Raw genomic sequence first — 26,086 nt, forward strand, 5'->3', positions numbered from 1 at the left:
CCGGGCTTTTTCATGTCTCGGATTTCAACGCACCACGGCCAGCTCGAAGCCGCCCTGCCGGGCGTGCTCATGCACCTGCATACCCGCCTCGTTCACCGCCAGGTCCTGCAGCGGACGCTTGAACGGCTTGTTGTCGAGGGTTTGCAGCGAGCGGTCCTCGTCGGTGGTCAGCAGCAGCACGTAGCGCTCGCCGCGATTGGCTCGCACCGGCACCGTACCCTCGATGAAAGCGTAGCGATACCAGGTTTCCGGGTTCAGCTTGTACACCGCGTCGCTGACCAGCCGGGTCGGCCGCTTGTGCTCGTCGAGGAACAGCAGCGACGGGTAGACCACCTGGCGGTTGGCGAAACTGCGGATGCGCAGGCCGTAGACACCCTGGGAGCGCGGCAGCCGGATCGCCGCGTAGAAGCTCCTGCCCATGGGAAAGTCGAAGCTCGGCGAGAAGCGGTTCAACTCCTCGTAGCGCGGTTCGTCGGCATCCAGTTCGGTGAAGTCGCTCTCGGCGATCTGCTCGCAGCAGCGCCGTTGCAGGTCCTGGTAGAGATCGTCGATGGTCATCTCGGTGCCCTTGAGCAAAGCCTTCAGCGCATCGCTCTGCTGGCCGGCGCCATCCAGCCCGGGCAACGCCGTCGGACGTTGCTTGAACTCGATCTGCCGGCCCTCGGTGAAGGCGATCTGCGACGAAGGCGCGGCCTCCCGCTTGAAGCGCGCCGCGCGCTCCTCGGGCGGGATCTGCGAGTTGTGCATGCGGCCCTTCTCGTCCACCCAGGTGTAGTAGGGACTGCCGTTCTCGCTGCGAACGAAACCCTTGCCCTCGAAGGCCTCGGCGTCGATGTATTCGGCGGAGTGCTCGCCGTTGGGCAGGACGTAGTCGGCGCGCTGGCCGGCGACCTGGGCGCCGGCATAGAAGCTGTTCTGCACGTTGCCGTTGGCATCGATCCAGGTGTAGTAGCGACGCTTGCTCTCCCCTCCGCTGCTGTTCCCCGGCCACTGCGTGGCGTTGTCCGCCTTGTTCAGCACCCGCGCCTGGTCGCTCTGGCCGATGCGCTGCCGCGCCTGGCGCTGCTGGCGGTCGAACTGGCCGTCGACGAAGGTGTTGTGCACCCCGCCATTGTCGTCCACCCAGGTCAGGTAGCGCCCGCCGGAGGCCCAGCCCGGCGAAGATGCCGGCAGCGCCAGGGAGAAGACGCAAAGTACGATGGATGCGCGCATCATGCTCCAGCCCTCAGAAGGTCGTACGGTAGGTCATGGCGAAAATATAGGCCTTCACCGTGGTGTCCACGTCCAGTCCCGCGTAGGGGTTGTACACCAGGTTGTCGAGCCCGGTGCAGTTCAGGTTGCAGCTGTTATCGGCCTTGACGCTCTGCTTGGTGACGAAGTAGTTGAAACCGACATCGATCACCGTGTCCTTGTCCCACTGGTAGCCCAGCCCCAGGCCGTAGAGATTGGCATCGCCGATCGGCACCAGGATGTCCGCCTGGCCCTTGGGGATCGCCGAAGGCCGGTATTCGTAGCCGGCGCGCAGCTGCAAACGGTCGTTGACGTCGTACTGCACGCCCATGGCCCAGCTCCAGGTATCGCGGTAGCCGCGGTCGAGGGTGATGCTGTGGCTGGTGGCGTCCTTCGAGTCGAGGTACTTGGCGATGCGCAGCAGGTCAAGCTCGCGGTCGAACTCGATCTTGAACTCGTTCCAGTCGCTGTAGCCGTTCCATTTCAGGTCGAAGTTGAATTGCCACTTCTTGAACGGGCGCAGCTTCACGCCGGTGGAGAAGGCATCCGGATAGACCATGTTCATCGTGGCGTTGCCATGCTCTTCATCGACGTTCCCGTAAGGGAACATCTGGCCGAGGATCGCACCGCCGAGCGACTTGTGCACCCCGGTCCAGAAACCCTGCCAGCCCTGGCCGTAGTCGACCCGGTACTTGCCCTTGAGCCTCATCCGCGACTCGCTCTGATAGGTCGCGCCCCAGGCGAACCAGTCGGTGGGCTCCCAGAGCACGCCGAGGTTGAAGCTGGGCGACAGCGACTGCTGCATGTCCAGGTCGATATTGGCCAGGTTCTGGAACGGGCCGATGTTGCCGCCGCAGACGTTGAAGAACACCTCGAGGATCTCCTGCATTCCCGGCAGGCAACCGATCTCCTTGGTCTGCTGCAACAGCCCGAGCAACTGGTTCGGCGCCCGGAAATCCTCGTTCAACGCTACTGCCTGGTGGGAGAAACCCACCGACAGGCCGACCGACAGCTCGTCGTTGACCTGGTAGGCCAGGGTCGGCGAGAAGTAGGTGAGCCGCTGCAACGACACCTCGCGTCCCTGGTAGCGCGCCGGATCGCTATCGGAATCGCGGCTGTAGCCCAGCGCTTGCGGGGTATAGACGTTGGTGGCGAAGGTGAACTTGGAGCCCGGCGGGTTGATCGAGATCCCGGCCAGCGGCGCCACCAGCAACGGCACGTCGGTCATGCCGCCGAGGCCGGGCAGGTACATGGTCGGGGTCAGGGTCCGGCTGTGGCTGTTGGCGACCGGGTCGTCGCGCAGGCCGAAGGTGCCTTCGCCGTAGTTCGGCGGCGCCTTGAAGCCGGCGCGGATGTCCATCACCCCTGTAAGCAGCTTCACGGTCGCCTGGCGGCCCTTCATCCTGGTCAGCGCCGCCGGGTTGTAGTGCACCGAATCGATGCCGGTCTCGTCGGCGGTCACGGCGTTGCCGAGGGCCATGGCTTTCGGGTTGCCGATGGTCAGGTCGTTGGCCATCTGCGCGCCGGCCGGCGGAATCCAGGCCAGGCACACCCCTGCCAGCGCCAGCCAGAGCGGCGCAATGCGCATCTTCATAACAGGCCTCGCTCGCGGGTTACTGGGCCTTCAGCCCTTTGATATCGAGGGGTACGGATAACCCCAGCAGTACATCCGGCGAGTCTTCCGTGAGGCCGAAACCGGCGTTGACGTTGACGATGTAGTCCGGTGACGTCCGCAAGCCGAGCGAGAAGTTCATGATGCTACTGGTCTGTTCGGACGACTCGAACGTACCGGCAGTGGTGTGGTAGCGGTTCTTCAGCGTGTAGGCCATCTGGTACGAGGTCGCCAGCGAGACGTCGTAGGACAGCGCGTAGGCCATGCCCATGTTGAAGTTGATCGTGTTGCCGGGCGAGACCTTCTCCAGCTGGGAGTTGTCGGCCAGGGTCTGGTGCACGTCGTCCACCGGCAGGTTCCAGGTGTAGCCGAGCGAGCCGTAGAGGACCACCGGGTCGATCACATAGGACATGTTCGCGCCGAAGCCCAGGCTGTAGTAGCCGTTGCCGGTGGAGATGTCCTTGTCCAGGTTGGTCTTGTAGGGACTGTCGCCGGTCGGCAGGCCGATGGTGGTATACAGCGTGGTGACCGGCCGCCCGCGCACCGCCGCCCAGGGCTGCCAGCGCAAGGTCGCGGAAACGTCGCCGAGGCTGTAGGCGTGGGTATCCATCTCGGTGTCGTACTTGGCTACCAGCGGCAGGCGGAAACTGAAGGTGAGGTTGTCCCAGATCCCGTAGTCGAAGGTGAAGGAGTTGGTGAAGGTGTGCTGGGACTGGCTCTGCCGGCCGGCGAGGCCGTAGATCTGCGTGCCGCCGCTGGTCTTGGTCAGCGGCACCAGGGTCAGCCGCTGGTCGCGCACCAGCGCGTAGTCGAAACCGTAGGTCAGGGTCCGCTCGCCCTTCTTGAGCAAGGTGTAGCTCTTCTCGGCGGCCTGGAAGACCTCCTCCAGCGCCTTGGCGCTGTCGGCATCGTCATTCTTCTTGGCCAGCGCGTCACGGGCCTGGTCGACCGAGGCTTCCTCGGCAACGGACAAACCGCTGATAGACAGCATCAGCGCCGCCGCGCATGTGTACCCCCTGATTCTCATGGCGCTATCCCCAGAGATTGTTCTTGTTTTTGGGTATCTGCTACTTGGTGCGCAGGTGTATGACGTCGCCACCAGTGCCCAGCTCACGGACCTGGTTTTCAGTGATCTTGTTGATCTGCGGAAACTCGCGGAACGCCAGCAGGCTGACGGTGCGGTCGTCCACCAGGCGCATGTCGCGATCGTTCAGCGCCAGCGCGTTGCGGGGCTCCTGCCCACTCGGGAAGATCACGAACAGGACGTTCTGGTCCCAGATTTCCTCGAAGCGCGTCCGGGTGAAGCTGATGTTGCCCAAGGCCGGATCGGCGACGAAGACGTGATCGTTGTAGACATCGCGCACCACCACGAAATGCTTGAAGCCGGCATAGTGGATGGGGACCAGCGCCGGATGCTCGAGAGCGTCCAGGTCGCTGAACTCGGCGCGAAAACCACCGCTCTTGTAGCCCAGCGCAGCGGCGTAGCGCTTCATGTCGAGCAGCGAGAAACCGCGGCGCTGCACGATCTTATCGGCCTCGCCATAGCGCAGCAGTCCTTCCATGACCTGGCGTTCCTCGAGGTTGCGCCCGAGGTAGTAGTCCAGCAGCGTGGTAAGCGCCGCCGAGCCGCAGCTGTAGTCATAGGCCTGGCGGATGACGTTGCGGAACTGCAACTGGCTCATCGGCTCCAGCTGCACCGATTCGCGGTAGGGTCCATTGGGGGTCAGAGGCTGGCTGAGGTTGACCGTGCCCTGCGGTTGCGGCTTGGTATCGACCGTCTGGGTGAACCCGAACAGCCCGATCAGACTTCCCAGCAAAATCTCGAACATCGCCCCGTCGTACCTCTTTCGGAGAAAGACCCCGCCGATGCCTCGGCGAGGTCTTCGCGTCTCGACTCGGTTCCTGGATCAGTGACCCCAGACCTTGATGGTGGAACCGGCCATGTTCAGCCCGGAGACGGTCAGCGAGCCGATGCTGGCGGCGCTGGTGTCGCCCACCTTGATGGCGCCAACGGTCACGTCGCCGGTGATGGCCGGCAGGCCGATGGCCAGTTGCTGGGTCGACTTGCCGCCGATATCGGTGGTGACGACGTCGATGGTCAGCGGCTTGGTATCGTCGATGGTCAGCGCCGGCAGGCTGATGTTCTCCAGCCGCAGGGAGCCGCCGTTGGTGTCGGTATCGGTGTAGGTCACGGCCCCGACGGAGCCCTGGAAAGTACCGGAAATGCTGATGCCTGCCTGGCCGGTCACGTCGGACAGCGCGCCATCGTCCATGGCTTTCAGGTCGGCATGCGCCAGCAAGGGAGCAGCCAGAACAGCAGTTGCAAGGAACAGGTGCTTTTTCATTGTTATTTCTCCAGTGTTCAGGTGTGGTTTGCCCCAGGGCACTGCCGTTTGCATCCTGTCCCCGGCAGATCGACCGGCATCTCGCCGGTCTCCAGGTCCGGTACTGCTTCCCTAGGTGTCCCGGACATGGATTCGGTAGAGCCTCATGCTCTCTCGTCCTGGATTCCAAGCTACTGGGCCACCCCTTCCGCCGCCAGCCCATCCAAGGGATGGAGCGATGGCGGCTGCCGCTCACGCCTCGCTCAGCAGTCCCAGGCTTTTACCCTTTAGTACGGCTTGCGTTCTGCTCTTCACACCCAGCTTGGCGAACAGGTTGTGCAGGTGCCACTTGATGGTGGCTTCCGACAGGTGCACCGCCTGCGCGATATCGCGGTTCGACAAGCCCGCCGCCACCAGCCGCAGGATTTCCCGTTCGCGATGGCTAACATCCTGATTTTCATCGAAACTTTCCGGGTCCACGGAGAGCTTCCGGCACTGCTCGCGGAGCAGGTCGGCCAGCCCCTGCCAGGCCGCGGCACGCTTGGGCTCCGCTTCCCTCCAGCTTTCCCACATCGGCAACAGCCACAACGCGTCGTCCTGGAACAGCCGGCGGTAGCCGAGATTCCAGGCTTCCTCGAGCGTGGCGAGGAACAGGCCGATGGCTTTTTCGCTGTTACCTTTCTGCCAATACGCCACAGAAAGTAACAAGGACAAACGCAGCCGCCGATCCCTCTGGTAAGCGGAAGAGTAGCCGGCCAGACAGCTTTCCAGCTTGCTCTGCGCGCGTTCCGCGTGACGCTCGGACAATGCCAGCCGAGCCTCCGCCAGGACCAGGGCGGTCTGTGCGTCGGCATGCCGCTCGCCGGAGAGCCCGGCAAGATGCCGCTCCAGTTGCAGGCAGACCCGTTCGGCTTCGTTCGGACGGCGCAGCCACAGCAGGAACTGCACCTTGCAGCTCATGGCGTGAGCATAGACACGCTCGTAGCCGGGCGAGAGCAGACCGCTCAGCCATTCGTCGAGTTGCGCCAGCCCCTGCTCGGCGGCGCCGGAGAAGAAGCGCGCCTTGGCCATGACCAACTGGCCGCGACTGAGCAGTTCCACCGGCGTCGCGACATCCCGCCAGACCGTCGCCAGCGGTAGTTCGGCGAGCACGCCGGCATGCCGGTCCTGCTCGTAGAGCAGGTCGGCATAGGCCAGCGACAAGGGTCCGCCGACCCGGCTGCGCCGGCCGAATACCTGCTCGACCCGGTTGCGCGCCGACTCGGCGATCGCCCTGCCCCGCTCCAGGTCGCCACTCTCCTTGCAGATCAGGGATTCGATCAGGCTGGTCACCACCTGCAGGTACTCGCTGTCGGCGACTTTCAGGTCCTCCCGCGCGGAACCGATGGCGCCGGCGGCCTCGGCGTAGTCGCCGAGCAGCGCATGCGCCGAAGCCTGCACGCAGAGCAGGCTGGCGCGGAACACCGGCTGGTTGCTCGGGACCATGGACAGCCAGTGACGGGCGACCTTCAGGCAGGCTTCGAGCTTGTCCTGGTAGAGCAACACCAGGGCCTTGAGCACCTGGGCGGCGGCGAGCAACTCGCCGAGCCCGAAGTGCATGACCTTGCCGCGCCCCTGCAAGAGGCGGTGGCTGACCTCCTCGATCAACGCCTCGGCCTCGGCGAAGCGTTGCTCGAACGCCAGTTGCCAGGCGTAGAAGATCTGGAACACCGGATGCTCGCGGATCACCTCGGCGGGAATGCCGTTGAGCATGCCGAGGATGCCGTACACCCGGTTACCGGCGATCAGGCGCGCGCCCTGGCGCTCCAGCAACTCGGCGGCGAACAGGTAGTCGCGGGCGCGAAGGGCGTACTTGATCGCCCGGTCGGCCAGGTCGCGCCCCTCGCACCAGCGCGCCGCCGCATGCAGCAACGGGGTCGGATCGGCATGCCGGGACAGCCGCCCCTGGAGGAACTCGGCGAACAGATGGTGGTAGCGGAACCATTCGCGCTGGTCGTCCAGGGCGATGACGAACAACTGCTCGTTCTGCAGGCGCATGAGCATGTCCAGGCCGTCGCGACGCCCGGTCAGCGCATTGCACAGTTCCGCATTGAACTCATCGAGCACCGAGGTCTGGTCGAGGAACAGCTGCAGGTCGGCGGGCAGGCTGGCCAGCACGTCTTCCGCCAGGTAGTCGGCGATGTTCCGTTCGGTCCCGGAGAGCCCGCGGAGGAAACCTTCCCGGTCGGTATTGCGACTGAGGGCCAGGGCCGCCAGGTGCAACGCCGTGATCCAGCCTTCGGTGCGCTTGAACAGCAGCTTCAGCTCGCGCTCGCCCAGCTCCAGCCCCTTGAGGTCGAGGAGAAACGCATCGCTCTCCTCGCGCGAAAGTCGCAGGTCTTCCGCGCTCAGGCAGAAGGTCCAGGGCTTGAGGGTCGGCTCGTCGACCAGGAAGCGCGGGCGGAAGCGGGTCGAGGCCACCACCCGCACGTGATCGGGCAGGTTCTCGATCAGGTAGCGAACCCCATGCGGCAAGGCGGCGTGGCGGATGCGGTGGAAATCGTCGAGGAACAGGTACAAGGAGCCTTCCAGGCGACGCAGGTCGGCGAGGAAGGCATCCAGGATACCCTCCAGCGGCACCGCGACGTCGGTGCCGAGCAGATTGGCGGTATTGCCGCCGAATGCCGGGACCACTCGCTGGATGCTCGCCAGCAGGTACTGGATCAGACGCTGCGGTTCGCTGTCGGTCTCGTCGCAGGACAACCATGCCACCGCCGCGCCCTGCTCCAGCAGGCGCAGGCGCAACTGGCAGAGGATGGTGCTCTTGCCGAAGCCGGCCGGCGCGCTGAGCACCATCGCGCGTCGCCCGCGGGCCTCGTACAGGCGGTCGATCAGCGCCTGGCGGGGCAGCAGCGGCAGCCCTCCGGCGCCTGGCGGGAACAGCTTGGTCTGCAACAGCGGAATGGTGCTGGCGGGAACACCGTCGCGATGGCCCATGGTCAGAGCAGGCTCAGCTCGCGGGCTCGCCGGATCGCCTGGGTGCGATTGCGCACCTTGAGCTTTTCGTAGATGTTGTGCAGATGCCATTTGACGGTCCCCAGGGCCAGCGACAGGCGCTGGCCGATTTCTTCGTTGGATAGGCCCTGTGCGGCCAGGCAGACCACTTCGCGCTCGCGCTCCGTCAGGCCTTCCTCGAGCGCATCCTGGGGCTTGCGCACGCCCTGCCCGGGCCAGATGCCGAGCAGGCCGCGAATGAAGGTCTGTAGCGCCGGCTGGCGCTCGGTGGATTCGAGTTGCTGGAGCAACTGGCGAATGCCGTCGCCTTCCTCGATGAAGAGGCTGCGCACCCCTTCCCGTTCGGCATTGATCAGGCATTCGCCGAGCAGGCTGTTGGCCCGTTCCTGGTAGCCCAGGCGCTGATAGCTGAGCGCCGCCAGGATATCCAGGCGCAGGCGCTGCAGGCCATGCCAACCGGGCTGCAAGGTGCCGCGCAACTGAGTGATCTCGTGCAGCGCCTCGCTGAAATGTCCTCGCCCCTGCAACAGGCGCACGCGGCTCACACCCAGCGACCAGTTGACCGGGTTGAAGGCCATGTTGCGGTAGTGTGCCGCCATCTTGTTCCAGTCCACGCTCTTCAACCGCTGCTCGGCGCGCTTCAGGCGGTCGGGGCCGCTGTCCTGGAGGATCAGGTTGATCTCTTCGGCCATGGCCTGGGCGAAGAAGCGCCACGACTGATTGCGCGAGGCCAGGGCCTGCATCGCCGCCAGGCTGGCCAGCGCCTCCTTCGGCCGTCCCAGCAGGCGCTGGGTGCGCGCCAGGCAGATCTGTCCCTGGGCATAGAAATCGATCGGATTGATCACATCCACATGCCCGAGCGCCCAGCCCAGGCGCTCTTCCAGCCCGTCCAGCTCGATCCTGTAGTAGGCGGTCAGGGCCTCGGTGATGGTCGGCAGCGCCAGCGCGCTCCTGGACTTCTCGAACAGCGGCCGGGCGCGCTGGCGGAGCCGCTCGATGAGCAGTTGCGCCTGTTTCACCTGGCCCTGCTCGAGTGCGAGGATCACCTCGACGTTGGCCAGTTGCATGTCCAGGTAGCGCCCTTCGAGGAAATGATTGCGCTGCTGCGCCAGCCCCAGCAGGCGCCGCGCCTGGTCGCCCTGGCCACGGACCACCTGGGCCAGCGCGGCAGTGATCAACACCGCCACTTCGAGGAAGGCAGCGTTCTGCCCGAGCTGGACTTCGACCCGGCGAGCCAGGGCGATGCACAGTTCCAGATCGTCCTTCTGCAACGCCACCACCGCCTTCACCGCCAGCGCGGAGAGGTACTGGTCGCCCATCGGCCCGTCGCCGCGGCTCTCCCCCCAGCGCGCCAGCAGTTCGTCGATGATCCGGTTGGCCTCGCCCAGGCTGAGGTCGCTGGCCCGCGACCAGACATCGGTAAGGACCAGGATCGGATAGCGCTCGGCGATTTCGTCCGGCACATGCTTGCGCCAACGGTAGATCAGGCTGAGCTGGCCGCGGTTGATCAGCTCCAGTCCGCATCCGTCGACCAGCGCGGCGATCATCTCCGGGTCTTCCGCCGCACAGGCATGCTCGATGGCGAACGTCGGCATGTGGTGGTTGGTGAACCACAGGCTGGCGTTGAAATGCAGTTGCTTGAAACGGTCCGGATCGGAGTCGCGCAGGCGGTTGCGGAGGAAGTCGGCGAACAGCAGGTGGAAGCGATACCACTGGCGTTCGCGATCCAGCGGCAGGAGGAACAATTGCATGGACTCCAGGCGCTCCAGCAGCGCCTGGCCGTCCTGGCGCCCGGTCAGGGCGTTGGCCAGGTCGCCGCTCAATTGGCTGGCAACGCCAAGGGCCAGCAGCGCTTCCTGCAGGTCGCCAGGCAAGCGTTCGAAGACCGCCGCCAGCAGATAGGCGCTGACCGCCTGCTTGTCGCCGTCGAGCAGGGCCATTTCCTGCACCTGCGGTTGCTGGCGCAGCCACAGGCTGACGAGATGCACGCCCACCACCCAGCCTTCGGTCTGGCCATAGAGCGCCTTCAGGCAGGGCTCGTCCAGATAGAGACCGCTGCGCTCGAGGTATTCGCGGGTTTCCTCGAAGCCGAGGCGCAGCTCCTCGAGGCCGATTTCCAGCAACAGTCCCTTGGCCCGCCAGGTAGCCAGGCTCAGCGCCGGCTGCGAACGCGTGCCCAGGGCCAGGACCAGCCCGGGCGGTGCGTACTGCACCAGGCGGTTGAGGCCGGTGAAGATGTCCGGGTTGCTAACCAGGTGCAGGTCGTCCAGCACCAGCAGCAACGGCCGCGCATAGCGATCGAGATCGCCGAGCAGGCTTTCGATCACCGCCACCACCGGGACCCGCATGGTGTTCTGCAGGTAGGTCTGGGCGTCGTCGCCAAGCTGCGGCACGGCTTCGCCCAGCGCCTCGATCAGCTGCCGGCAGAAACGGGCGGGGTCGTCGTCTTCTTCGGCAAGCGAGAGCCAGGCCACCGCCTGGTCTGCTACAGTGCGCTCCCTGGCCAGGGCGGCGAGCGCGCAGGTCTTGCCGAAGCCGGCAGGTGCGGAAAACATCAGAACGCGTGAATGGGGATTGCGATCCAGCAGGTTGCGGATCGCGGGGCGAAGAGAATATTCGGCTGGCACCTGAGGCGGCACTATTCTGGAGCGCGAAAGGCTGCCGGCTGCTGGATCCTGTACTGCATCCACGGCCTGTATCCCTGTGTCATTATCATTGTGGTACGGAGCCAAATCTCCGTGGGATATTTCCATAATTAGCAGATCACCCTTCTTACGTAAACTGAAGAAATGGCTCTAGGATCGACGATTCCGGCGAACTAGAATTCCTGACTGTCCCACTACCCCCACTTTCCATGCCCAGTTGTCATGTTCACCCCCTGCCCTACCATAGCGACCCAAGCTGTCTCTTTGCCATCATCCATGAGGCGCCCGGTGCGGTGATGCTCGATTCGGGTCGCCCCATCGCTACCCGTGGACGCTATGACCTTATGAGCGCCTGGCCATTGGCAGAACTGGCGCCGCTGCCCGACGAATCGGCCAACCGCTTCTTCGCCCGCCTACGCGAAGCGGCCGGAAGCCTGGGCCCCGCGCAGCTGCCAGCGCCGTACGAACTGCCCTTCGCCGGCGGTCTGCTGGGCTATTTATCCTACGACCTGGGTCGGCGCATCGAGCGCATCGGCGAACACGCCCGCGATGACCTGGGCCTGCCGCTGGCCTCCGTCGGCCTGTATGCCTGGGCGCTGATCAGCGACCACCAGGCCGGCACCAGCCAACTGGTATTCCACCCGCGATTGGACGAGCGCGAACGCCAGCGCCTGATCGCCCTGTTCAGCGAGGAAGCGCAAGGCGCGGCCGGCAACTTCAAGCTTCTGGGAAAATTCCGACGGAGCATCAGCGCATCCGACTATCGGCAGGCGATCCGCCGCATCCAGGACTACATCCAGGCAGGCGACTGCTACCAGGTGAACTATAGCCAGCGCTTCCAGGCCGCTTGCAGCGGCTCGCCGTGGCCGGCCTATCGCGCCCTGCGCGAGGCCTGCCCGACGCCGTTCTCCGGCTACCTGCGACTGGCCGACGGCGCGATCCTCAGCCTGTCGCCGGAGCGCTTCCTCAAGCTCGGCAAGGGCAAGGTGGAAACCCGGCCGATCAAGGGCACCCGCCCGCGCGGCAAGACGCCCGAGGAGGACATGGCGCTGGCGGCGTCGCTGCTGGCCAGCCCCAAGGACCGCGCGGAAAACCTGATGATCGTCGACCTGCTGCGCAACGACATCGGACGCAGTTGCCAACCTGGCAGCGTACGGGTACCGGAGCTGTTTGCCCTGGAAAGCTATCCCAACGTGCATCACCTGGTGAGCAGCGTCACCGGCGAACTGGCGCCGGGCAAGGACGCCCTCGACCTGCTGGAAGGCAGCTTCCCCGGCGGCTCGATCACCGGCGCGCCGAAGATTCGCGCCATGCAGATCATCGACGAGCTGGAACCGAGCCGACGCGGCATCTACTGCGGCAGCCTGTTCTACCTCGACGTGCGCGGCGAGATGGACAGCTCGATCGCCATCCGCACCCTGCTGGTCAGGGACGGCCAGGTCAGTTGCTGGGGCGGCGGCGGCATCGTCGCCGACTCGCACTGGGAGGACGAGTACCAGGAAACCCTGGACAAGGTCCGGGTGCTGCTGGAAACCCTGGAAGGAATGGCCGGGACAGCGTCCCCGGAATAGAAAAGAGCCCGCGTTCCGCGGGCTCTTTCATCGGCGGCGCGGCTACAGGCTCAGCGAACGGCTGGAAGCCTTGAGGAACTCGCGCTTGAGGTCTTCGTAGGTATGCACCGCGGGGAACTGGGGAAACTCGCGGATCACGTTTTCCGGGGCATGGAACAGGATGCCGGCGTGGGCCTCGGAAAGCATGGTGGTGTCGTTGTAGGAATCGCCGGCGGCGATCACCCGATAGTAGAGGCTCTTGAAGGCGATCACCGACTGCCGCTTGGGATCCTTCTGGCGCAATTGATAGCCGACCACCCGGTCGCTGTCGTCGATCTCCAGCTTGTGGCACAACAGGGTCGGGAAGCCCAGCTGGCGCATCAGCGGCTGGGAGAACTCGTAGAAGGTGTCGGAGAGAATCACCACCTGGAAGCGCTCGCGCAGCCAGTCGACGAATTCCACCGCCCCCTCCAGCGGCTTCAGGGTAGCGATCACCTCCTGGATGTCGCCCAGCTTCAGACCATGTTCGTCGAGGATGCGCAGGCGCTGCTTCATCAGCACGTCGTAGTCCGGAATGTCCCGGGTGGTCGCCTTCAAGGCGTCGATACCGGTTTTTTCCGCGAACGCGATCCAGATTTCCGGAACCAGCACGCCTTCCAGGTCAAGACAGGCAATTTCCACAGGACTCTCCTCGAAATTCTCTGAACGATGGGGTGACGACGGACGCGGCACTCTAGCCCCTCGCCGAGGGCAAGGCAACGCCGGCTTATTCCTGGAATCAAGGTCGACAGGGGTAAATGGTTATTTAGGGCCATATGCCGCCCTTTGCTACCATTCCCGCCACAGAGCGCAACAGCGCCGCCCAGCACCAGGACCCCAGCCCGATGAGCCAGCCTTTCGACCTTCCCGCCCTCGCCTCCAGCCTTGCCGACAAATCCCCCCAGGACATCCTGAAAGCCGCCTTCGAGCACTTCGGCGACGAGCTGTGGATCTCCTTCAGCGGCGCCGAGGACGTCGTCCTGGTAGACATGGCCTGGAAGCTCAACCGCAACGTGAAGGTGTTCAGCCTCGACACCGGTCGCCTGCACCCGGAAACCTATCGTTTCATCGACCAGGTCCGCGAACACTACGGCATCGCCATCGACGTGCTTTCCCCCGACCCGCGCCTGCTCGAACCCCTGGTGAAGGAAAAGGGCCTGTTCAGCTTCTACCGGGACGGCCACGGCGAGTGCTGCGGCATCCGCAAGATCGAACCGCTCAAGCGCAAGCTCGCCGGCGTGCGCGCCTGGGCCACCGGCCAACGCCGCGACCAGAGCCCCGGCACGCGCAGCCAGGTGGCGGTGCTGGAAATCGACGGTGCCTTTTCCACGCCGGAAAAGCCGCTGTACAAATTCAACCCGCTGTCGTCCATGACCAGCGAGGAGGTCTGGGGCTATATCCGCATGCTCGAACTGCCCTACAACAGCCTGCACGAACGCGGCTATATCAGCATCGGCTGCGAACCCTGCACCCGTCCGGTGCTGCCCAACCAGCACGAGCGCGAGGGCCGCTGGTGGTGGGAGGAAGCCACCCACAAGGAGTGCGGGCTGCACGCCGGCAACCTGATCAGCAAGGCCTGAAACCGTCGATAGAGCGTATGCAATCGGGGTAAAGTGCGGGTCGAACCCCGAGCGGAGACCCAGCATGCGCATCACCATGGTCAAGAAAGTCCTCGCCAACGGCGAGGACTGCCGCAAGTGCAAGGAAGTCCGGCAACGCCTGGAACAAGGCGGCTACCTGCCGCGCATCCATCGCACCCTGGTGGCCGACGAACGCGACCCGAACAGCGCAGGCTGGATGGTCGCCGCCCAATATGGCGTAGAGACCGCGCCGTTCTTCGTGGTTCGCCACGACGACGGGCGCGAACAGGTCTACACCGTGTTCATGAGCTTCCTCCATGAAGTCCTCGAACCGCGAGCCGAGCAGTCCGCGGACGCTGATCGCGAAGCGCTGGCCAGGCTGGCCGGTCGCGACAATCTCGACATGCTCTGAGGGCCAGCCATGAAAAAGCCCGGCACCAGGCCGGGCTTTTTCATGGGCCGAGGCGATCAGTAGACCGGCAGTTCGATGCCGTCGAACAACTCGTCCAGCTCGGCCTTGTTGTGGCATTGCACGGCCTTGGCCAGCAGCTCGCGGGTCAGGTGCGGAGCGAATTTCTCGATGAAGTCGCACATGAAGCCGCGCAGGAAGGTGCCGCGGCGGAAGCCGATCTTGGTCACGCTGGACTCGAACAGGTGGCTGGCGTCGAGGATCACCAGGTCGTTGTCGAGCTTCGGATCGACCGCCATGTGCGCCACGATGCCGACCCCCAGGCCCAACCGCACGTAGGTCTTGATCACGTCGGCATCGGCCGCGGTGAATACCACCTTGGGCACCAGGCCGCGCTGGCTGAAGGCTTCGTCGAGCTTGGAGCGGCCGGTGAAGCCGAACACGTAGGTGACGATCGGCTGCTCGGCCAGGGCTTCCAGGGTCAGTTTCGGCAGCTTGGTCAGCGGATGCCCGTGGGGCACGATGACGCAGCGATTCCAGCGGTAGCAGGGCATCATGATCAGGTCGCCGAACAACTCCAGCGCCTCGGTGGCGATGGCGAAGTCGACGGTGCCGTCGGCGGCCATTTCGGCGATCTGCATCGGCGTGCCCTGGTGCATGTGCAGGGAGACGTCCGGGTACTGCTTGATGAAGCCGCTGATCACGTTGGGCAGCGCATAGCGCGCCTGGGTGTGGGTAGTGGCGATGGACAGCGTGCCCTTCTTCTCGTTGGAGAATTCCTGGGCGATCTGCTTGATGCTCTCGACCTTGCGCAGGATCTCGCCGGCGGTATGGATGATCCGCTCCCCCGCCGGCGTCACACGGGTCAGGTGCTTGCCGCTGCGAGCGAACACCTCGACGCCCAGTTCGTCCTCCAGCAGGCGGATCTGCTTGCTGATGCCCGGCTGCGAAGTATAGAGGCTCTGCGCCGTGGCGGAGACGTTGAGGTCGTGGTGCGCAACCTCCCAGATATAGCGCAATTGCTGAAGCTTCATGGAGATTCCTCGAAAAGGTTGTCGCGACCGGCGATCAAGAACCGAAGGTATATAACCATATTAATGGTTTGAGGAATAAAATTAGACGTTTTTTTTGATTTTGCACGCTTTTTCACCAGCCGACCGCTGGCCTACAGGTCGCGACTACGGTGCTGCAACATCGGCACCAGGTACACCGGTACCTCCGCCAGTTGCACCAGACGCGCGGCAGTCCGGCCCAGCGGCGTGTCGAGCTGGGTGCCGTGGCTATGGCTGCCGGCGACGATCAGGTCCACGGCCAGCTTTTCCGCCTCATCGAGGATCATCTGCGGCGGGTCGCCCTGCACCACCCGCACGCTCTTGACCAGCGCCGCATCCTGGGGCAACTCGCCGAGTTCATCGCGAAACCCTTCCAGGACCCGCTTCTCGATGCTTTCCATGACGTTGTCCAGCCCTTGCGCCCGCAGGTCTTGGAGACGCTCGGTGTCAAGGTAGGTCTGCAGGACCGACTCGGCGAACAGCCCGAGGGGCTCCACCACATGGACGACATAGAGCTCGGCGTTGTAGGCGCGGGTCAGCGACAGGGCGTGTTGCAGGACATAGGGAGCATAGAGCCCCAGATCGGTGGCGTAGAGAATCGAACGAATCATGCGGCCTCCTCGACAGCCTGCGCGGCGGGCCTCATTAGCAGATTAGCAGCAAGCATCCATTCTCCTAGCGTTCCCTGCTGTTTCGGGCTTTTTCCGGCCCGTTGGGGTAAATCCCTTTTCTCCCTGCGAGCGCGGCGCCGGCTGGTCGCCGCGCTCGGCCCTTCAGCGCGGTTGTGCTTCGAGGAAGCGCAACGCCTGGTACAGCGCCTCGACCCTGGGCATCCGGTAGCCCGCAGCAGCAGCGCGGGCCAGGGGCGCGGCATAGATCGCCGCCAGCTCCAATGGCCGCCCATGGGCGAAGTCGTGGTACATGCTCGGCCGATAGTCGGGCATCCGCTCGGTCGCCGCCAGCAGTTGGTCCGCATAGCCCTCAGGCAGGATGAAGCCGCAGGCGCCGGCAGCACCGATGACTTCCTCCATGATCGCCTCGATCAGCGACCGACTGTCCGCGTTGGCCATCAGCGGCGCGGTGCTGCTCTTCAGCAATACCGACAGCCCGTTGTAGGGGATGTTCCAGACCAGCTTCTGCCAGCGCGCCTGCTCCAGGTCGGGCATCGCCGTGGACTCCAGCCCGGACTCGCGGAACAGCGCGGCACCCTCCTCGACGATCTCGCGCCGGCGTCGCTCGTCGGCCGGTCCGGAATGATAGCCGAGATTCACTCCGCCGTAGGCCTGGTGCTCGATCACGCCCGGTTCGCCGCGATGCACACAGATGAAGCAGAGGCCGCCCAGCAGATGCAGGCTTTCCGGCAGCAGCGGCCGCAGCCGCTCCTCCACGCCCAGACCGTTCTGCAGCAGCAGAACCTTGGCTCCCGGCGCCGCCGCTGCGCGGATCAGGGGTGCCAGTTCGTGATTGCCGGTGGTCTTGGCGCCCACCAGCAACCAGTCGCAGGGCGGCATGTCCTGCGCCGAATGGTAGGCCTGGACCGGCGCCAGGCGCCGGAAGCCATGCACCGCACTATTCAGGCTGAGTCCGGCGCGATTGACCGCCTCGAACTCGCTGCGCAGGAGAAAATGCACGTCGTGACCGGCATGCGCCAGCATCAATCCATAGAAGCCGCCGATGGCTCCCGTACCGATGACGCCGATCCGTTGCTGCTTTGAATCCATCAGGGCAACTCCTCAGGTAAAGCGGTCGACCCCGCCAGCACCGCACCCCGCAAGGCTTCCTGGTGCAGCGGAACGTTCAGTGCGCCATGGAAGCGGCCGTCGCGGACCATGAACAGGGCCGGCAGGTGAAAGACGCCGTAGCGTTCCACCAGGCCGCCATTGCGGCCGGCGTCCACCCAGCACAGGCGCTCGATGGGCAGGTCCATCGCGGGGAGATGGCGCCGGGCCCAGCGGCACGACGCGCAGCCTTCGCTGGTGAATACCAACAGCGAAACCCCTTCCAGGGCAAGCAACTGCCGGTCGGCGTCCAGATCGGTGAGTTCCAGGGACGGCACGCTGCTGACCTCGATAGAAAGGAAGAAATGGGGCCCGACCATCATCCGTAGGCTTCGGCTCCTGCGATAGCGCTGGCGCCCTCCTCGGCCAGCGGATACGCGCAAGGCGCGCCCCTCCGCAGCACCTGCACAATATCGTCCGCGGCGGCCTCACCTGCAACTCCGCTGGCAGCCTTGGCCCGGAGCAACGAAGAAAACGTGCGCAGAGCGGGGAAAACACCGGCGAACCGCGTCCCGCCCATTGTCTAGGCCCGGCCCGACACGTTAAGGTTCGTCTCCCCGTTTGCGAACTTCATGCCTGCGCCCTTTCGCAGGGGGCCTCCCGGCGGCCGGCGCCCGTGACCTGATTGAGTACCACGATGGCTGATTTACAGATCGACGACCTTAACGTTGCCTCCAACGAGACCCTGATCACGCCGGAGCAGCTCAAGCGTGAAATTCCCCTGACCGACAAGGCCCTGCAGACCGTGGCCCATGGTCGCCAGGTGGTGCGCGACATCCTGGATGGCAAGGACCACCGTCTGTTCGTGGTGATCGGCCCCTGCTCCATCCACGACATCAAGGCCGCCCACGAATACGCCGACCGCCTCAAGGCGCTCGCGGCCGAAGTGGCGGATACGCTGTTCCTGGTGATGCGCGTGTACTTCGAGAAGCCGCGTACCACGGTGGGCTGGAAAGGCCTGATCAACGATCCGTACCTGGACGACTCGTTCAAGATCCAGGATGGCCTGCACATCGGTCGCCAACTGCTCCGCGACCTCGCCGAGAAAGGCTTGCCCACCGCCACCGAAGCGCTCGACCCGATTTCCCCGCAGTACCTGCAGGACCTGATCAGCTGGTCGGCGATCGGCGCCCGTACCACCGAATCGCAGACCCACCGCGAGATGGCCTCCGGCCTGTCTTCCGCGGTCGGCTTCAAGAACGGCACCGATGGCAGCCTGACCGTGGCGATCAATGCCCTGCAGTCGGTCTCCAGCCCGCATCGCTTCCTCGGCATCAACCAGCAGGGCGGCGTATCCATCGTCACCACCAAGGGCAACCGCTATGGTCACGTGGTGTTGCGCGGCGGCAACGGCAAGCCGAACTACGATTCGGTCAGCGTCGCGCTCTGCGAGCAGGACCTGAACAAGGCGAAAATCCCGCTGAACATCATGGTCGACTGCAGCCACGCCAACTCCAACAAGGACCCGGCCCTGCAACCGCTGGTGATGGACAACGTCAGCAACCAGATCGTCGAAGGCAACAACTCGATCGTCGGCCTGATGGTGGAAAGCCACCTGGGCTGGGGCAGCCAGCCGATTCCGAAGGATCTCGACCAACTTCAGTACGGCGTTTCCATCACCGACGCCTGCATCGACTGGGCGACCACCGAGAAGAGCATCCGCAGCATGCACGCCAAGCTCAAGGAAGTGCTGCCGAAACGCCAGCGCGGCTGAGCGAGGCGGAAACGAAAACGCCGGGCTGATGCCCGGCGTTTTTCATTGCGCGCCTGCTCAGGCGGCCGGATCGGCCTGACGCTGGCGACGCTCGATGTAACGCTCCACGTAGGAGCAGGACGGGATCACGCTGTAGCCCATGCGGTCGGCGTACTGCAGGGCGTGCTCGGTCAACGCGGCGGCGATACCGCGACCACGCAGCGAATCCGGTACGAAGGTCCGGTAGATATCCAGCGTCTGCTTGCCCAGGTCCATATAGGCCAGATAGGCACGATGGCCATCCACCGTCGTCTCGAATTGATGGCCGCCCACGTCATGATGGATGGACAGGGACTCGCTCACTTTGGATCTCCTCAACGGGTTCGTAACCCGACCCGCGCCTGATTGATAGGTTCCTCGCGAGGAAGCCCCCGCGTACCGGCCTCCAGCGGACCGCCGGAGACCTTCGTCCGTTCTCGTCCCGGTGGCGGATCGCGCCTGGCGGACATCCTCGAAACGGCTGGCCTGCACCGCATGCAAGGCCGGACTAACGATAGGGCCCATATTGCTGTCTTCCCCGGTCAGACTCAACCGTTTCTTCTGGCAGGAACGCGCAGGCGTCGCTGGAGCCCTGGCCGGGAGGCCGCGCAAGCGCAATCGCGCATGACCCGCGGGTCAGCCAAAGCGCTTTACGCCGACGGCGGCCATCAGTAAGGTCTGCGCCACTCCACCAAAAGGAATCCTGCCATGAGCGAGTTGATCAGCTACCAGTTCGAAGACGGCATCGCCACCCTGACCCTCAACAACGGCAAGGTGAACGCCATCTCCCCGGCGGTGATCGACGCCTTCAACCAGGCTCTCGACCAGGCCTTGCAGGACAAGGCCGTGGTCATCGTCACCGGCCAGCCGGGCATCCTCTCCGGTGGCTACGACCTGAAGGTCATGACCTCCGGCCCGGAGAATGCCGTCAACCTGGTCGCCGCCGGCTCGACCCTGGCTCGCCGCCTGCTCTCCCATCCCTACCCGGTGATCGTCGCCTGCCCCGGGCACGCGGTAGCCAAGGGCGCCTTCCTGCTGCTCTCGGCCGACTACCGGATCGGCGTCGACGGGCCGTTCCAGATCGGCCTGAACGAAGTCGCCATCGGCATGACCATGCACCATGTCGGCATCGAACTGGCCCGCGATCGCCTGCGCAAGTCGGCGTTCACCCGCTCGGTCATCAATGCCGAGATGTTCAGTCCGGCCGCTGCGGTGGATGCCGGCTTCCTCGACACCCTGGTCAGCGCCGACCAGTTGCAGGAAAGCGCGCGTGCAGCGGCCCAGCAGTTGAAGAAACTCAACATGACCGCGCACCGCAATACCAAGCTCAAGGTGCGCAAGGCACTGCTGGAAACCCTCGACCAGGCGATCGAGCTGGACAAGAAGCACCTGGGCTAAGGCCCGCTCCAGCGAAAGCCCGGTTGATACCGGGCTTTTTTGCGCCCAATAATTACTTATTACGCAAAGGTAACTCTCCAGAACTGCTATTTTTAAAAAATTATTACGAATTATCCTGATGACATTCCCAAGGAAAACCGGAGGTCATCATGAAACGCAATGTCTTCGCCGCCATTCTCCTCGGCATGGCTACCACCCTCGCAGTGCAAGCCAGCTTCGCCGACGAATCCAGCCTGATGGAAAACCGCATGGTCCAACTGAACCAGCACGCCATCGAGCAGGCCCAGCAGCAACAGGCCACGGCGCCAACCGCGAGCGACACCGATGCGCAGGGTTGAACGCCGCCTGCCAGGAACGTTTTTCTTTTCCCCGCAACCCTGAAAAGCCCGGCTCACGCCGGGCTTTTCGTTCAGGCCAGCTTTTCCTCGGCCGCCACGCCCTTGCGATAGACCTCGTAGAGAATCACCGGGATCTCCAGATCGCCCAGGTGGCGAACCACCAGCGGCTTGACCTCGGACCAGTCCAGCCCGCCCACTCCCGTCGCCACGCAGGGCAGAGCCAGGCTGCTCACCCCTTCGCTGCGCACATAGCGGGCCAGCTCGCGCAGGGCATGGCCGACATCCTCCAGGCTCGCCTTGCCCGGCTTGGCGCTACGACCGCTGTGCAGCATGCCCTGGGTGATCAGGTTGACGATGCACTGGGTCTTGCCCTGCTCGTCGACCCCGGCCCAGACCCAGATGCCGCCCGGCTCGGGCGCCCTGGCATGGGCGGCATGCCGGTAGTCGCGAACCATCGACGGCCAGCATTCGCGCAAGGCGAGGGCCAGGCCGCTGTCGAAATGGTCCTGGGGCGCGATGCCGTGGGCGATCACCTGGGCCCCGGAAAGCAGAATGTCACCTTCAACTTCACGAATCATGAGCGTTTCCTTCTTGGCTTCGGGACAGGCGCTTCGTGCGCCGCCCTGCATCTTTCACCGTACGCCTTGCCCGCCGGCGCCAGTTGATGCGTATCAAGAACGGCCGGTCCCATCCGCTACGGGCCGACTAGACTGCATGCGAGGGAACCTTGGAGGCGCCTCGCCTCTCCATTGGATTCCAGCCTCGTGCCGTCTCATCCATGACAAGGAAACAACCGCCATGCCGAAATGGATTGCACTTTGCCTGATCCCGCTGTTGGCAAGCTGCGCCACCTGCCGCCAGGACAGCGACAGGGAAAAACTGCTGTACGAGAACGACATGCTGCAGGCGAAACTGATCATCGTCGCCAACGACCGCGATCGCCTGCCGCTGGCCCAGGCCCTGCTGGAGCGCGCGGCGCGCGAGGACCGCAGCGGCGAGGCGGACTTCTACCAGGCCGTGCTGATCGCTCGCCGCGACGGCCAGGCCAGCGATTGCGAGCGCATCACCCGCCTCCTCGAACGTTCCGCCGAGCGACGCTACCCGCTGGCCAACGCGATGCTCTACAAGATCTACGCCGAGCCCTTCCTGTTGCCGCGCGCCGATATTCCCAAGGCGGAGACCTATCGCCAGGCCTACGCCGAGCTGCCGGTCGCGCGCAGCGGCTACCCCTCCTTCGAGCGAGCCCGGCAGGTGGTCGATCGTCTGCTCGCGCCGACTTCGTCCTGATCCATCGGGCCCGAACCCGGGCCCCGCAACCCGTACCGGTCGTTCGGCCAAAGCATCATTTCTGTCGATAGTTAATAGCGCGACAATTCGTTATCCAATCGAATTCTTCTCCGCGATCCTATGCCCATCCGAGGTATCGATCACGGAAGCCGCCATGAAACGTCGCAGCCCCCGCCATTACGCCCGCAACACCGCCCTGGCCACCCTGGGTCTGTACGCCATCCTCATGCTGGTCGTGCTGAGCCTCGTCGCCGGCGCCGAAAGCGCCAGGAACGCCACACCGGACAACGACACCGCCACGACCTTCTCCAACCAGATCGGCCAGGCCCTGCCAGGCCTGCTCTCGGGGTTGAACAGTCGACGCGCCGGTTGAACGCCGGCTTCTTTCCCGGGAAACAGCATGAGAAGGCAAACACGGAAATTCTGGATCGTCGCCGCCCTGGCGATATTGACCAATGGCTACTCGCTACTCGGCCTCGCCCAAGGCTCGGCAGGCGCACTGGCGCGCACCATCGAATGCAACCAGGCGATGGTCCGCGCGCTGGCGGCCAACCTGGCGCTGAAGCTGCAGAGCGGCACCCCGCCGGCACGCCCGCAGCGCTGGATCCCGGAGCGCTTCATCCTCGACTGCCCGGCCTGAAACGAAAACGCCGCCAACCCCGGGAGGCTGGCGGCGCTCGCATGGCGCGGAGCCGGCTCAGGCGCCGGTCGGCTGGCGCGCGACGAAACGCATCATCCATTCGGCGACGACGGTGCCCTGGTGGTCCCCCGCCAGGCTATCGACCCCCTTGCGATAGAGTTCCTCGCCCAGGTGCTGCTGGCGCAGTTCGAGCAGTTCGCGGGAGTAGTCGTGGACGAACTCGGGATGCCCCTGGAAGCACAGCACCTGGTCGCCGATGGCGTAGGCGGCATAGGGACAGAAGTCGCTGGAAGCGATCACCCGCGCGTTTTCCGGCAGCCGGGTGACCTGGTCCTGGTGGCTGATCAACAGGGTCAGGTCCGGCAGCGCCGGGCTCATCCAGTCGGCCCGTTCGTTCAACTGGTACTGGTGGATGCCCATGCCCCAGCCCTGGCTGGCGCGCTCGGCCTTGCCACCGAGCAGCAGGGCCAGCAACTGGTGGCCGAAACACACGCCGAGGAGCTTGTCGCCGCGCTCGTAGCGGTCCAGGAGGAAGGTCTTCAGGGTCTGGATCCACGGGTCGGGACCGAAGGAGTCGGCCTTGCTGCCGGTCACCAGGTAGGCGTCGAAGCGCTCGTCGTCCGCCGGATAGCGCCCCTCCACCACGTTGTAGATGACGAATTCGGCGGCGATCGGTTGCTTGGCGAACAGTTGCTGGAACATCCGGCCGTAGCCTTCGTAGCGCTCGATCAGCTCGGGACGAAGGATATCGGTTTCCAGGATACAGATGCGGAGCGACATAAAGACTCTCTGAAGAAGTGGGGTTATTGTCGTTTTCGTTTGATTTAATTAACACAGGAGCGCGGGCAAGGGAACCGTCGCCCTGGCCTCGAAAGGAATATCCGGACGATTCGCCAAAAAACAAGCAGCCGGCAGAAAGATTCCCGAGACGCCCAGCCGTAAAGAAATCTGCACAGGAGACGGAAGGACTCCCCATGCCCGGAACCGCCACGTAAACTGGCGGTTTTCCCGCGAGGCACACGCCATGTTGCTCAAGGCAGTACGTAACGGACTGGGTCAGGCGATTATCCTCGCCGACTTCGTCAGCCGCCCCCGCAAGCTGCAGCGCAGCGCCGAGGCCCAGGCCGAGGTCGAGCGGGCGCTGCGGAACCTGTCGCTCTACCAGTTCCGCGCCTGTCCGTTCTGCGTGAAGACACGCCGCGCCATGCACCGGCTGAACTTGCCGATGCAACTCAAGGACGCCATGAACGATCCGCAGGCCCGCCAGGCTTTGCTGGAAGGCGGCGGGAAGGTCAAGGTGCCGTGCCTGCGCATCGAGGAAAACGGCCAGGTGCGCTGGATGTACGAATCCAGCGAGATCATCGCCTATCTGGAAGGTCGTTTCGCCAACGCCTGAGCGGCCGATCAACCGCCCCCGGCCGCGTCCAGGGGCAGCCGGTGGATCAGGAAACGCGCCGGCACCTCGCCCTCGCGCCCCGGCAACAGGCGGTGGCGAATGCGGGACTCGCTGACATAGGCGCAACCCTGTCCGGTGACGGTCAGGTTGACCGGCGACTCCAGGCCCTCGCGTATCACTTCGATGCCGCGCCGCCCTGGAGCGAGCGGCTCGGCGATCCGCAGCACCTTGCCGGCGCCGCTGCGGATGGCGTTCTCCAGCACGATCAGCGAGCCGTCCGGAGCCAGCGCCATGCCGTCCGGATTCTCCAGCGTTCGGGGCAGCTCCATCTCGCGCAGCCGCGGACGCGAGGCGACCCCTTCGACGACATGGATCGCCCCGCTACCGAAGTTGCCGACCAGCAGGGTGTCCTCGTCCACCCGGACGATGCCCGCCGCGCCCAGGCCGCCGGGGTCGGCCAGGCGGCTGTCGCGCAGCAACACCTGGAACGCCGGTTCCCCGGGCCGCAGCCGCATCAGGCTGCCATCCCGGGTTTCGCTCAGGTAGACCGTTCCGTCCGGCGCCACCGCGAGATCGTTGCCCATCCCGTCGCCGGGCAGGGTCAGATATCGGCGCACGGCACCGGTCGCGAGATCCAGGGCGAACACCCCATGCGGCCGGCGCCGGCCAGCGGGTAGGAAGTCCGGCGAATTGCCCCAGAGCAGGCCACGCGGCTCGTCCAGCCGCAGCGCGGTGGCAGCGAAGATCGCCGGGCTGCCGGCGAAGAAGGTTTCCCACTCGCCCCCGGGAGGCTTGCTCAGGATGCGCCCGCTGGTGACCAGACCGACGTACAGCGTTCCATCGGCGGCATGGGCGATGCCGTTGGGATACCGGGCCCCCGCTGGCAGGACGATGCTCGTCGCGGCGCAGGACGGCTCGCGCTCGCCCGGCGCACGGGCGAAAACCGGCAAGACGGTCGCCGATACCATGGATACCAGCAGCAACACGGAAGCCTGTCGTCTCATCATGCTTTCTCCGTCGATGTGCGCCCTACCAGCGCGGGGTCCGGGCGCGCACCGTGAGCGGCGCCTCCAGCGTGGCGCACTCCTCTTCGGCGAGGTCCAGCGTCAGCGCCGCGAGGGCATCCTCGAGGTGATGCGGCCTGGACAGGCCGACGATCGGCGCGGCGACACCGTTCCGGCCAAGCAGCCAGGCCAGGGCGAGTTGCGCCGGTGGAAGCCCGCGGGCAGCGGCGAGTTTCTCCAACGCGCCGAGGGTCGACTCGACTTCCTCCCTGCCGCCGTACCAGCGCGGGGCCTGTTCGTCCGTCCGGGTCCGCAGCGTGCCGGCGCTTCGCGCTCCGGCCAGCAGCCCACGCGCCAGCGGCGACCAGGGCGTCAACGCGATCCCCTCTTCCCGGCACAGCGGCACGAGGTCCTCCTCGTCCTCGCGAACGATCAGGTTGTACTGGCTCTGCATCGAGATGAATTGCGCCAGGCCGTGGTGGCGCTGGAAGGCGAGCATCTTCATGAAGCGCCAGGCCGGCATCGACGAGGCGCCGAGGTAACGGACCTTGCCGGCACGCACCAGGCTGTCGAGGGTTTCGCAGGTTTCCTCGATCGGGGTTTCCGGATCGAAGCGATGGATCACGAAGAGATCCAGGTAGTCCGTACCCAACCGCCGCAGCGAGGCATCCACGCTGGCAAGCAGATGCTTGCGCGACAAGCCGCAGGCGTTGGGCCTGTCGCTCATGGGAAAGAACGCCTTGGTGGCGATTACCAGGTCCTCGCGCTGCGCGAAGTCCCTGAGCGCGCGTCCGAGGATCCGCTCACTCTCGCCGGTGGAATAGATATCGGCACTGTCGAAGAAGTCGATCCCGGCTTCCAGCGCCTCGCGAATGAACGGACGCGCCCGTTCCTCGTCCAGCACCCATGGACGCCACGCCGGATCGCCATAGGTCATGCACCCCAGGCAGAGTCGGGAGACTTTCAGGCCGCTGTTGCCAAGACGGACATGCTGCATCGTACGACCTCGTCGGAAGGCTCTGAAAAGAGCGGTTTCCCCGGCCCCACCCTGTTCATGAGCCAGGTTTCCCGACGATGC

At 64.9% G+C, this 26,086-nt stretch carries 27 protein-coding genes; 10 read left to right on the top strand and 17 right to left on the bottom strand.

The window, feature by feature from the left end; all coding sequences use genetic code 11:
- Nucleotides 1-24: 24 nt before the first annotated feature.
- The 7 genes from AT700_RS16355 to AT700_RS16385 form a co-directional block, all read right to left on the bottom strand.
- Entirely contained in the window at nucleotides 25-1,212 is a 1,188-nt protein-coding gene (locus tag AT700_RS16355; RefSeq protein ID WP_003087803.1) for a MalM family protein, read from the bottom strand.
- A gap of 13 nt (nucleotides 1,213-1,225) precedes the next feature.
- Entirely contained in the window at nucleotides 1,226-2,824 is a 1,599-nt protein-coding gene (locus tag AT700_RS16360; protein ID WP_003113575.1) for an outer membrane protein transport protein, read from the bottom strand.
- Nucleotides 2,825-2,843: 19 nt separating this feature from the next.
- Complete coding sequence (locus tag AT700_RS16365) at nucleotides 2,844-3,869, bottom strand: transporter (RefSeq protein ID WP_003120313.1); 1,026 nt, start codon at nucleotides 3,867-3,869, stop codon at nucleotides 2,844-2,846.
- A gap of 40 nt (nucleotides 3,870-3,909) precedes the next feature.
- The gene (locus AT700_RS16370) at nucleotides 3,910-4,671 is read right to left on the bottom strand and encodes a C39 family peptidase (RefSeq protein ID WP_003098072.1); all 762 of its coding nucleotides are present in this window, start codon (nucleotides 4,669-4,671) and stop codon (nucleotides 3,910-3,912) included.
- A gap of 78 nt (nucleotides 4,672-4,749) precedes the next feature.
- A complete protein-coding gene (locus AT700_RS16375) occupies nucleotides 4,750-5,187 on the bottom strand; it encodes a DUF6160 family protein (protein WP_003098074.1) in 438 nt (145 codons plus the stop codon).
- A gap of 231 nt (nucleotides 5,188-5,418) precedes the next feature.
- Nucleotides 5,419-8,142, bottom strand: a complete 2,724-nt coding sequence (locus tag AT700_RS16380; RefSeq protein ID WP_004349133.1) for a helix-turn-helix transcriptional regulator — start codon at nucleotides 8,140-8,142, stop codon at nucleotides 5,419-5,421.
- Between the two features lie 2 nt (nucleotides 8,143-8,144).
- A complete protein-coding gene (locus tag AT700_RS16385) occupies nucleotides 8,145-10,850 on the bottom strand; it encodes a helix-turn-helix transcriptional regulator (RefSeq protein ID WP_003120314.1) in 2,706 nt (901 codons plus the stop codon).
- Between the two features lie 164 nt (nucleotides 10,851-11,014).
- Here AT700_RS16385 and pabB point away from each other — a divergent pair, with 164 nt between their 5' ends.
- Nucleotides 11,015-12,376: an aminodeoxychorismate synthase component I gene (pabB, locus tag AT700_RS16390; RefSeq protein ID WP_047688407.1), complete on the top strand. Its 1,362-nt coding sequence runs from the start codon at nucleotides 11,015-11,017 to the stop codon at nucleotides 12,374-12,376.
- Between the two features lie 42 nt (nucleotides 12,377-12,418).
- Here pabB and thrH read toward each other — a convergent pair whose 3' ends face one another.
- Nucleotides 12,419-13,036: a bifunctional phosphoserine phosphatase/homoserine phosphotransferase ThrH gene (thrH, locus tag AT700_RS16395; protein WP_003098078.1), complete on the bottom strand. Its 618-nt coding sequence runs from the start codon at nucleotides 13,034-13,036 to the stop codon at nucleotides 12,419-12,421.
- Nucleotides 13,037-13,239: 203 nt separating this feature from the next.
- On the opposite strand from thrH, the gene AT700_RS16400 reads away from it, so the two are divergent.
- Together AT700_RS16400 and AT700_RS16405 are read left to right on the top strand one after the other, a co-directional pair.
- Nucleotides 13,240-13,974: a phosphoadenylyl-sulfate reductase gene (locus AT700_RS16400; protein ID WP_003087779.1), complete on the top strand. Its 735-nt coding sequence runs from the start codon at nucleotides 13,240-13,242 to the stop codon at nucleotides 13,972-13,974.
- A gap of 64 nt (nucleotides 13,975-14,038) precedes the next feature.
- Nucleotides 14,039-14,386, top strand: coding sequence for a hypothetical protein (locus tag AT700_RS16405; protein ID WP_003098081.1), 348 nt, complete (start codon nucleotides 14,039-14,041; stop codon nucleotides 14,384-14,386).
- Nucleotides 14,387-14,442: 56 nt separating this feature from the next.
- Here the strand turns inward: AT700_RS16405 and cysB are convergent, their stop codons facing one another.
- The 4 genes from cysB to AT700_RS16425 all read right to left on the bottom strand — a co-directional run bounded on the left by cysB (nucleotide 14,443) and on the right by AT700_RS16425 (nucleotide 17,533).
- A complete protein-coding gene (gene cysB / locus AT700_RS16410; RefSeq protein ID WP_003087775.1) occupies nucleotides 14,443-15,417 on the bottom strand; it encodes an HTH-type transcriptional regulator CysB in 975 nt (324 codons plus the stop codon).
- Between the two features lie 131 nt (nucleotides 15,418-15,548).
- Nucleotides 15,549-16,046, bottom strand: a complete 498-nt coding sequence (locus tag AT700_RS16415; RefSeq protein ID WP_003087770.1) for a universal stress protein — start codon at nucleotides 16,044-16,046, stop codon at nucleotides 15,549-15,551.
- Nucleotides 16,047-16,208: 162 nt separating this feature from the next.
- Nucleotides 16,209-17,156, bottom strand: a complete 948-nt coding sequence (locus AT700_RS16420) for a putative 2-dehydropantoate 2-reductase (RefSeq protein ID WP_003117707.1) — start codon at nucleotides 17,154-17,156, stop codon at nucleotides 16,209-16,211.
- On the bottom strand, nucleotides 17,156-17,533 hold the full coding sequence (locus AT700_RS16425; RefSeq protein WP_003120319.1) for a thioredoxin family protein: 378 nt from the start codon (nucleotides 17,531-17,533) through the stop codon (nucleotides 17,156-17,158). The genes AT700_RS16420 and AT700_RS16425 overlap by 1 nt, the downstream gene beginning before the upstream one ends.
- A 317-nt stretch (nucleotides 17,534-17,850) precedes the next feature.
- On the opposite strand from AT700_RS16425, the gene AT700_RS16435 reads away from it, so the two are divergent.
- Nucleotides 17,851-18,927, top strand: a complete 1,077-nt coding sequence (locus AT700_RS16435; protein ID WP_047688403.1) for a 3-deoxy-7-phosphoheptulonate synthase — start codon at nucleotides 17,851-17,853, stop codon at nucleotides 18,925-18,927.
- A gap of 57 nt (nucleotides 18,928-18,984) precedes the next feature.
- Here the strand turns inward: AT700_RS16435 and AT700_RS30290 are convergent, their stop codons facing one another.
- On the bottom strand, nucleotides 18,985-19,269 hold the full coding sequence (locus AT700_RS30290; RefSeq protein WP_003087762.1) for a GNAT family N-acetyltransferase: 285 nt from the start codon (nucleotides 19,267-19,269) through the stop codon (nucleotides 18,985-18,987).
- A 384-nt stretch (nucleotides 19,270-19,653) separates the two neighbouring features.
- On the opposite strand from AT700_RS30290, the gene AT700_RS16445 reads away from it, so the two are divergent.
- On the top strand, nucleotides 19,654-20,343 hold the full coding sequence (locus tag AT700_RS16445) for a crotonase/enoyl-CoA hydratase family protein (RefSeq protein WP_003087759.1): 690 nt from the start codon (nucleotides 19,654-19,656) through the stop codon (nucleotides 20,341-20,343).
- A 149-nt stretch (nucleotides 20,344-20,492) separates the two neighbouring features.
- Nucleotides 20,493-20,681: a hypothetical protein gene (locus tag AT700_RS16450; RefSeq protein ID WP_003087758.1), complete on the top strand. Its 189-nt coding sequence runs from the start codon at nucleotides 20,493-20,495 to the stop codon at nucleotides 20,679-20,681.
- A gap of 71 nt (nucleotides 20,682-20,752) precedes the next feature.
- Here the strand turns inward: AT700_RS16450 and AT700_RS16455 are convergent, their stop codons facing one another.
- Nucleotides 20,753-21,259 (bottom strand): macro domain-containing protein, encoded by a 507-nt coding sequence (locus AT700_RS16455; RefSeq protein WP_047688400.1) that lies wholly within the window; start codon nucleotides 21,257-21,259, stop codon nucleotides 20,753-20,755.
- A 220-nt stretch (nucleotides 21,260-21,479) separates the two neighbouring features.
- On the opposite strand from AT700_RS16455, the gene AT700_RS16460 reads away from it, so the two are divergent.
- The 3 genes from AT700_RS16460 to AT700_RS16470 all read left to right on the top strand — a co-directional run bounded on the left by AT700_RS16460 (nucleotide 21,480) and on the right by AT700_RS16470 (nucleotide 22,608).
- The gene (locus AT700_RS16460) at nucleotides 21,480-21,968 is read left to right on the top strand and encodes a hypothetical protein (RefSeq protein ID WP_003122850.1); all 489 of its coding nucleotides are present in this window, start codon (nucleotides 21,480-21,482) and stop codon (nucleotides 21,966-21,968) included.
- Nucleotides 21,969-22,122: 154 nt separating this feature from the next.
- Nucleotides 22,123-22,341 (top strand): hypothetical protein, encoded by a 219-nt coding sequence (locus AT700_RS16465; protein WP_003098091.1) that lies wholly within the window; start codon nucleotides 22,123-22,125, stop codon nucleotides 22,339-22,341.
- A 27-nt stretch (nucleotides 22,342-22,368) separates the two neighbouring features.
- On the top strand, nucleotides 22,369-22,608 hold the full coding sequence (locus AT700_RS16470; RefSeq protein WP_003087754.1) for a hypothetical protein: 240 nt from the start codon (nucleotides 22,369-22,371) through the stop codon (nucleotides 22,606-22,608).
- A gap of 57 nt (nucleotides 22,609-22,665) precedes the next feature.
- Here AT700_RS16470 and AT700_RS16475 read toward each other — a convergent pair whose 3' ends face one another.
- Nucleotides 22,666-23,388 carry an amidotransferase gene (locus AT700_RS16475; RefSeq protein ID WP_003098093.1) on the bottom strand — a complete coding sequence of 241 codons (723 nt, stop codon included), beginning with the start codon at nucleotides 23,386-23,388 and terminating at the stop codon, nucleotides 22,666-22,668.
- 244 nt (nucleotides 23,389-23,632) lie between these two features.
- Here AT700_RS16475 and AT700_RS16480 point away from each other — a divergent pair, with 244 nt between their 5' ends.
- Entirely contained in the window at nucleotides 23,633-24,004 is a 372-nt protein-coding gene (locus tag AT700_RS16480; RefSeq protein WP_003087752.1) for a glutaredoxin family protein, read from the top strand.
- Nucleotides 24,005-24,012: 8 nt separating this feature from the next.
- On the opposite strand, the gene AT700_RS16485 is transcribed toward AT700_RS16480, so the two are convergent.
- Nucleotides 24,013-25,011: an SMP-30/gluconolactonase/LRE family protein gene (locus AT700_RS16485; RefSeq protein ID WP_034038490.1), complete on the bottom strand. Its 999-nt coding sequence runs from the start codon at nucleotides 25,009-25,011 to the stop codon at nucleotides 24,013-24,015.
- Between the two features lie 22 nt (nucleotides 25,012-25,033).
- Nucleotides 25,034-26,005 (bottom strand): aldo/keto reductase, encoded by a 972-nt coding sequence (locus AT700_RS16490; RefSeq protein WP_003117709.1) that lies wholly within the window; start codon nucleotides 26,003-26,005, stop codon nucleotides 25,034-25,036.
- Nucleotides 26,006-26,086: the final 81 nt, after the last annotated feature.

It is taken from the genome of Pseudomonas aeruginosa, from assembly GCF_001457615.1.
Taxonomy (GTDB): domain Bacteria; phylum Pseudomonadota; class Gammaproteobacteria; order Pseudomonadales; family Pseudomonadaceae; genus Pseudomonas; species Pseudomonas aeruginosa.